This window comes from Campylobacter sp. TTU-622 (genome assembly GCF_016598965.1).
Taxonomy (GTDB): Bacteria; Campylobacterota; Campylobacteria; order Campylobacterales; family Campylobacteraceae; genus Campylobacter_D.
Genome location: NZ_JAENKR010000079.1, coordinates 1 through 5,816, shown reverse-complemented (window position 1 = coordinate 5,816; position 5,816 = coordinate 1). Strand labels below are relative to the sequence as shown.

Annotated in this window: 8 protein-coding genes; all 8 read right to left on the bottom strand. The window is 27.6% G+C overall.

What is annotated here, in order from left to right:
- On the bottom strand, positions 1 to 534 hold a 534-nt coding region (locus JG677_RS06710; RefSeq protein WP_200285868.1), incomplete at its 3' end, for a polyprenyl synthetase family protein.
- Positions 535 to 543: 9 nt separating this feature from the next.
- Positions 544 to 1,065, bottom strand: coding sequence for an exporting protein (locus JG677_RS06705; protein ID WP_373563798.1), 522 nt, complete (start codon positions 1,063 to 1,065; stop codon positions 544 to 546).
- A gap of 17 nt (positions 1,066 to 1,082) precedes the next feature.
- Positions 1,083 to 1,346 carry a DUF2018 family protein gene (locus tag JG677_RS06700; RefSeq protein WP_200169673.1) on the bottom strand — a complete coding sequence of 88 codons (264 nt, stop codon included), beginning with the start codon at positions 1,344 to 1,346 and terminating at the stop codon, positions 1,083 to 1,085.
- Between the two features lie 148 nt (positions 1,347 to 1,494).
- Complete coding sequence (locus JG677_RS06695) at positions 1,495 to 2,046, bottom strand: 2-oxoacid:acceptor oxidoreductase family protein (protein ID WP_200169671.1); 552 nt, start codon at positions 2,044 to 2,046, stop codon at positions 1,495 to 1,497.
- Entirely contained in the window at positions 2,043 to 2,888 is an 846-nt protein-coding gene (locus tag JG677_RS06690) for a 2-oxoglutarate ferredoxin oxidoreductase subunit beta (RefSeq protein ID WP_200169669.1), read from the bottom strand. Before JG677_RS06690 ends, JG677_RS06695 begins: the two co-directional genes overlap by 4 nt.
- A gap of 1 nt (position 2,889) precedes the next feature.
- Positions 2,890 to 4,014, bottom strand: coding sequence for a 2-oxoglutarate synthase subunit alpha (locus tag JG677_RS06685; protein ID WP_200169668.1), 1,125 nt, complete (start codon positions 4,012 to 4,014; stop codon positions 2,890 to 2,892).
- Between the two features lie 8 nt (positions 4,015 to 4,022).
- Complete coding sequence (locus JG677_RS06680; protein ID WP_200169666.1) at positions 4,023 to 4,334, bottom strand: 4Fe-4S binding protein; 312 nt, start codon at positions 4,332 to 4,334, stop codon at positions 4,023 to 4,025.
- A 133-nt stretch (positions 4,335 to 4,467) separates the two neighbouring features.
- The coding region (locus JG677_RS06675; protein WP_200285866.1) for a YhdP family protein at positions 4,468 to 5,816 on the bottom strand (1,349 nt) is incomplete at its 5' end.

The following is a 5,816-nucleotide window of genomic DNA, read 5'->3' as shown; positions in this document are numbered from 1 at the left end:
ACCATATATAGCAAAATCATCTTCAGATAAATTTGCTATTATAGCACCACATCTTGCACTTGCCTCAATTAAAATAGCTGTTTTGTGATAAATCATCTTTAAGTATTTATTCTCATCAATATTAAATTCTTGACTTAAATTAATATCCATAAATTCACCAAGAGATAATTTAACCACAGCATCAGAAACTATTTGTGCAAAATTAGTATCTATTTTAGAAAGCTCAAAAAAAGCTTTAGAGTATAAAATATCTCCGAGCATTAAAGCGTTTTTAGCTCCAAATTTATCATTAATAGAACGTGCCCCTCGTCTTAATTTTGCCTCATCAATTATATCATCGTGCAAAAGACTTGCTAAATGTATAAGCTCTATAATAGCACAAAGCTTAAAGGATGTATCATTTTTCCCTGCTATATTTAAAAGTAGTTTTGAACGAAGTTTTTTCCCTGTATTGATATTATCTAACATTACTAAAACTGGTGTATAATCTAAATCTTTTAAATAATTTTGAATTAAACTATCAATTTCTTGCAATTTTTTTCCTTATTTTTGTTCTTGATTGGTTAAAGGTTTAACTTGCGGTTCATTAAAGTTAATCATAGGTACAACTTGATTATCCTGTGGAGGATTTTTTAAAGGAAATTTTCTTGGATCTAAAAATTTAACAGCTAAACGCGCATCCTTATCCTCTATATACACCACAAAAGTAGCCTCACCTTTGTTATAAGAGTTAAATTCTAAAATCAAACGTGCTCTATCAATATGAGGATTGGTATAATCTGGAATTAAAGTCTGAGTAACCCAATTTAAATTTCTACGCAAAGACATAGTAAATTGCCTTGGAAATTTTCTAAATTTAGAATGTACTATAATATTTGTATTATCAAATAAAGTCCAGTAAAAATCAAAATTTTGCACTTTATCCTCATATCCAAGCTCTTGAATTTCTACACTTGCTCTTTCATCTTTTTTTAAAATAAATTTATAAGTATGCTGAAAAACTGGCAAAGAAGCTTTTAAATCTTGCACACTAAAAATTAACAAAAAACATATTAAAAAATATATAAAAATATTTTTCAAATTTAACCTTCATATCCTAAAATTTCAGCACTTAAACCAATAAAAATATCGTTTTGTCTTTCTTTTATAAATTCATTATTTTCAAATATAAATTTTTTAATATCTCTATCATCTATCTTTTGGCGCTCTAAAAGTTCTATCATTGCTATATGTTCTGCAAAAAAATTATCAAAAGTTTTTTCTAATGCTCCTAAATTTCCGTTTTTAATAATTTCTATAAATTTTTCTTTAGGAGTTTTATTTAACATTTCATCAAAAATATCCATTATTTTCCTTAATTAAGAACAATTGATTATAAAATTTTAATAGTTAAAAGTAGCTAAATCAAAATAATAATAAAAAAATATTAAATAATTTTTAACTCTTTTTATGAATGTTATAAAAAGAGTTAAATATAAAAGTTTAGCTCATAAATTAATTTTTCACTCTACTAGCGTATTCAATACCTAAATCAAAAGCTTTTGCATTGGCTTCTTTTGTTTTAGCTGGCACCATCTCAAGCATAATTTCTCTTAATATATTTAAATCAATACACTTGCTCATATAAGCAGCAATAGCTAATGCAATTACAGATTGAGTTGCAACATTGCCTACCTCATCTTTAGCAATACTAATAATAGGAATTTTAAAAATTTGCCATTTTTTATAATCTTGTTCCTCTGGATAAACTAAGTTAGGCTCAATTACTATAATACCATTATCTTTAACTCCATCTTTAAAACCTTTATAGCCTTTATTTGCGGTAGAAAGCATAAAATCAATCTCTCCTTCTATGGCATAAGGAAAAAGAATTTCGCTCTCATCTATAATTACATCAACTTTTGTAGGACCTCCACGCACTTGTGAAGTATAAGTTGAAGCCTTAAAAGCATAAAGTCCTTTTTTAATTGCAGCTTTAGCTAAGATTTCTCCTGCAGTAATAACACCTTGACCACCCTCACCTCCGAATCTTAACTGAAATTTCATTGTAATGCTCCTAAATTTACCATTCTTCCCTCTTGAGCTGCTTTACGCACTTCTTCATAAGCTTCACAATATTCTCTACAATCTTTATTTTGATATAAAATACCTGTTGGAAATTTATCTTTTCTTTCTTGAGGATCCATTTGTTCAAATTTAGTTTTTTCAACGCAACGTTCTTTGATCCAATTAAGCATGGAAACAGCTTCGCCCATTTTATTTTTACGTCCAAGATTAATATGACAATTTGAAAAAATATCAACAAAACTATAACCTTTATGTTCTAAAGCTTTATAAATAATATTTTCAAGTTTGTTTATTTCTATTACATTTGATCTTGCTACAAATGTAGCACCAGCAGCTTTAGTAAGCTCACAAGCATCAAAATTAGGGTCTATATTACCAAATTGAGCTGTAACGGTATAAAAACCTAATGGAGTAGTTGGAGAGGTTTGAGAATTTGTTAGACCATAAATAAAATTATTAATCAATATATGAGTAATATCAATATTTCTTCTACAACCATGTATAGTGTGATTTCCACCGATAGCTAAAGTATCACCATCTCCACTTACTACAATCACGTGTTTTTTAGGATTTGCTAATTTAATACCCGTTGCATAAGCAATAGCTCTACCATGAGTTGTATGGACTGTATTGCAATTAACATAAGAACTAGTTCTACCACTACATCCTATACCAGAAACTAGACAAACATCATCCATACTCCAGCCAATTTTTTCTATAGCACGAATAATACTTTTTAAAATAACACCATCACCACAACCCCAACACCATTGAGTTGGAAGCTTATCTACTCTTAAATACTCATCATAATTAAAAGCCATTTTATAAATTCTCCTTTACCTTAACTATAATCTCATCTGGAGTAATAGGACGCCCATTAGCCTTAAGTAATGAAATTAAATCATCTCTTTTGCTTACTCTTTGTATTTCTTCTAAATATTGACCCATATTAAGTTCGCAAACCATAATTTTTTCAAATTTTTTAACAACTTTTTCGATTTTATTTTCTGCCACAGGATACAAAGTTATAGGCCTAAAAAGTCCTACTTTTATTCCATCTTGTCTTAATCTTAAAATAGCCTCTTTTACAGAGCGAGAAACACTTCCATAAGCAATAATCAAAAATTCTGCATCATCAAGATAGTATTCTTCATAAGAACATATTTCATTAGTGCGATTTTTGATTTTTCCTATAAGTCTTTGTATATTTTTTTTAACAATCTCACCATCTTCTGTTGGAAAACCTATATCTCCGTGATGAAGTCCAGTAATGTGATATCGATAACCTGTAAAAAAAGGATTTAAAATAGCACTTTCGTTTTCACCTACAGCATAAGGCTTATAGTTTTTTTTATCTCCTTCAAATTTAGCACGATTAATAATTTCTAAATCTTTTAATTCTGGAAGTATTGCTTTGCCATTCATGTGACCAATAGTTTCATCCATAAGTAAAAAAACAGGGGTCATAAATTTTTCAGCTAAGTTAAAAGCTCTAATAGTTTCACTATAAGATTCTTCTAAAGATGCAGGGGCAATAGCAATACTTGCATAATCTCCGTGAGTTGGAGATTTTGCTTGAAACAAATCTCCTTGTGCTACTCTTGTTGGAAGTCCAGTAGAAGGACCTCCTCTCATCACATTTACAATCACTAAAGGAATTTCTGCAATAAAAGCATAGCCAATTTGTTCTGATTTTAAAGAAATTCCAGGACCACTGCTTGCTGTCATTGCTTTTACTCCACTCATTGAAGCACCTATAGCTACACTAATACCAGAAATTTCATCTTCCATTTGAATAAAGGTTCCATTGTTTTTTGGCAATAAATAACTTAACTCATGAGCTATTTCTGAGCTTGGGGTAATAGGATAACCTCCAAAAAATTTACATCCACAATCAATTGCAGCCTTTGCAATTAATGAATTTCCAGTTGCTATAATTTCTCTCATCTTACTTCCTATATTAATTTTTTATAATTGTTATCTTTTATTAATTTTGCTCTATCTCTTGCTTGTGGTGTTAATTTAGCAAATTGAAATTCACTTTTTTTGGCTACCATAATTGCAAAATCAGGACAATGGACTTCACACTCGCTACAACCTATACAAGATTCAGGATATACAACTTCTATCATTTGACCTAAAACAGCATGAATCTCATCACGCATTGCTAAAACCCCTGCTGGACAATAACTTACACATATATTACAAGCTTTACATCTTTTTTCATCAACCCAAACTGGAGTATTTTCCGGTGCTATCAAGCTCATTTATGCTCCTTGATAAAATAAAAATTTTTAAATATTTTAATTTGATTTTATTTTTAATTTTATTAAATATAATAATTTTCATAAAAAAACAGCAATTTTGTTTCAATTTGTTTCAAATGGTGAATTTTTAAAACTATTTAAACAAATTTGTTGGTAACTCAATAATATTTTTTATAAGATTAAAAGGTGATTTTACAACATCTCCTAAAATTTGAGTATGAAAATTAGGATTATCTAAAGAACCATCTACTTTGATATTAGTGCTTATCTCTTGATTTTTACCCAAAATAACGTAATTTATAATTGGAACTTTAGAAATAACACTAGAGGCTGATTTTAAAGTCTTAAGTTCTAAATTTAAATCTATATTTTTTAAACGCAAATTAATATTTCCAACTCCAAAAATATCAACACTTTCACCATTTAAACTAATTGCCTTAACCCTAAACAAATCCTTCTTGCGATCAAAAACAACTACTCCATCAATTACACTAAGACCCTTTTCATTAAAAGTTGGAGTTTTAAATAAAAGCAAACTTGGAACCGTATCAATAAAACTTATAAGCTGATTTGTTCCTTTTAAATCTTTAATAAAAGTATTTTTGATTTTAAATTGTCCTTCAAAATCCTCAAAATTTCTACCAGTGACATTTAAATCAAAAACCCCTTGTAAAACGGCTTGCTTTTGAAGAAAAGTATTTAAAAACTCATCATTAATATTGTTAATATTTAAATTTATATAATTTGGCGAAAAATCAAAATTTAAATTTGTATCATTTTTATTAGCTTTAATGTTTAAAGTATTTTCATTAAGATTTGCTTCCAAGCGATCAAATGATAAAGTATTATTAGTATCTTTAAAAATAATATTAAAATTAGCTCCACCAAAATAAATATTTTCAGTATTAGAATCTAAACTAAAAAATTTTTCTTTATCTTCTTTATAAATATAAGTTAAATTTCTAAAATGAATTTCTTTATTTTTATCGCTTAATATTGCACTAATTAAATCACTTTTTGAGTTAATAAAAATAGTATTTTGTTTTTTTTCTATATAAAAACTATCATTTTGATAAGGATTGCTACCATTTAAAAAATTACTTTGAAAAGAAGCATTATTAATCTCTATTTTAAAATTATCAAAATCACTTCCGCTATAAATAACACTTTGAGCATTTTTAAAACCCAATTGTTTAAGCAAAGGAGAATATAAAGCCAATATTGAAGGATTATTTAAATTGATTGTTAAATTATCTGAAATTTCTAAATCTAATTGCCACTTAGGGATAAAAACTTTGCAGTTTTGAGTAAAATCAAGATCTATAATAAGATCTTCATTTTTTATATCAAAAATATTATTTTCCACACTAAATTGACCTATTTTTGTATTAAATTGACCTATTTTTGTATTTAAATCAATACTAGCATTAAAATCTGCTTTTAAAAATTTATTTGTGATATTAGCTTCTTCTATATTTAATG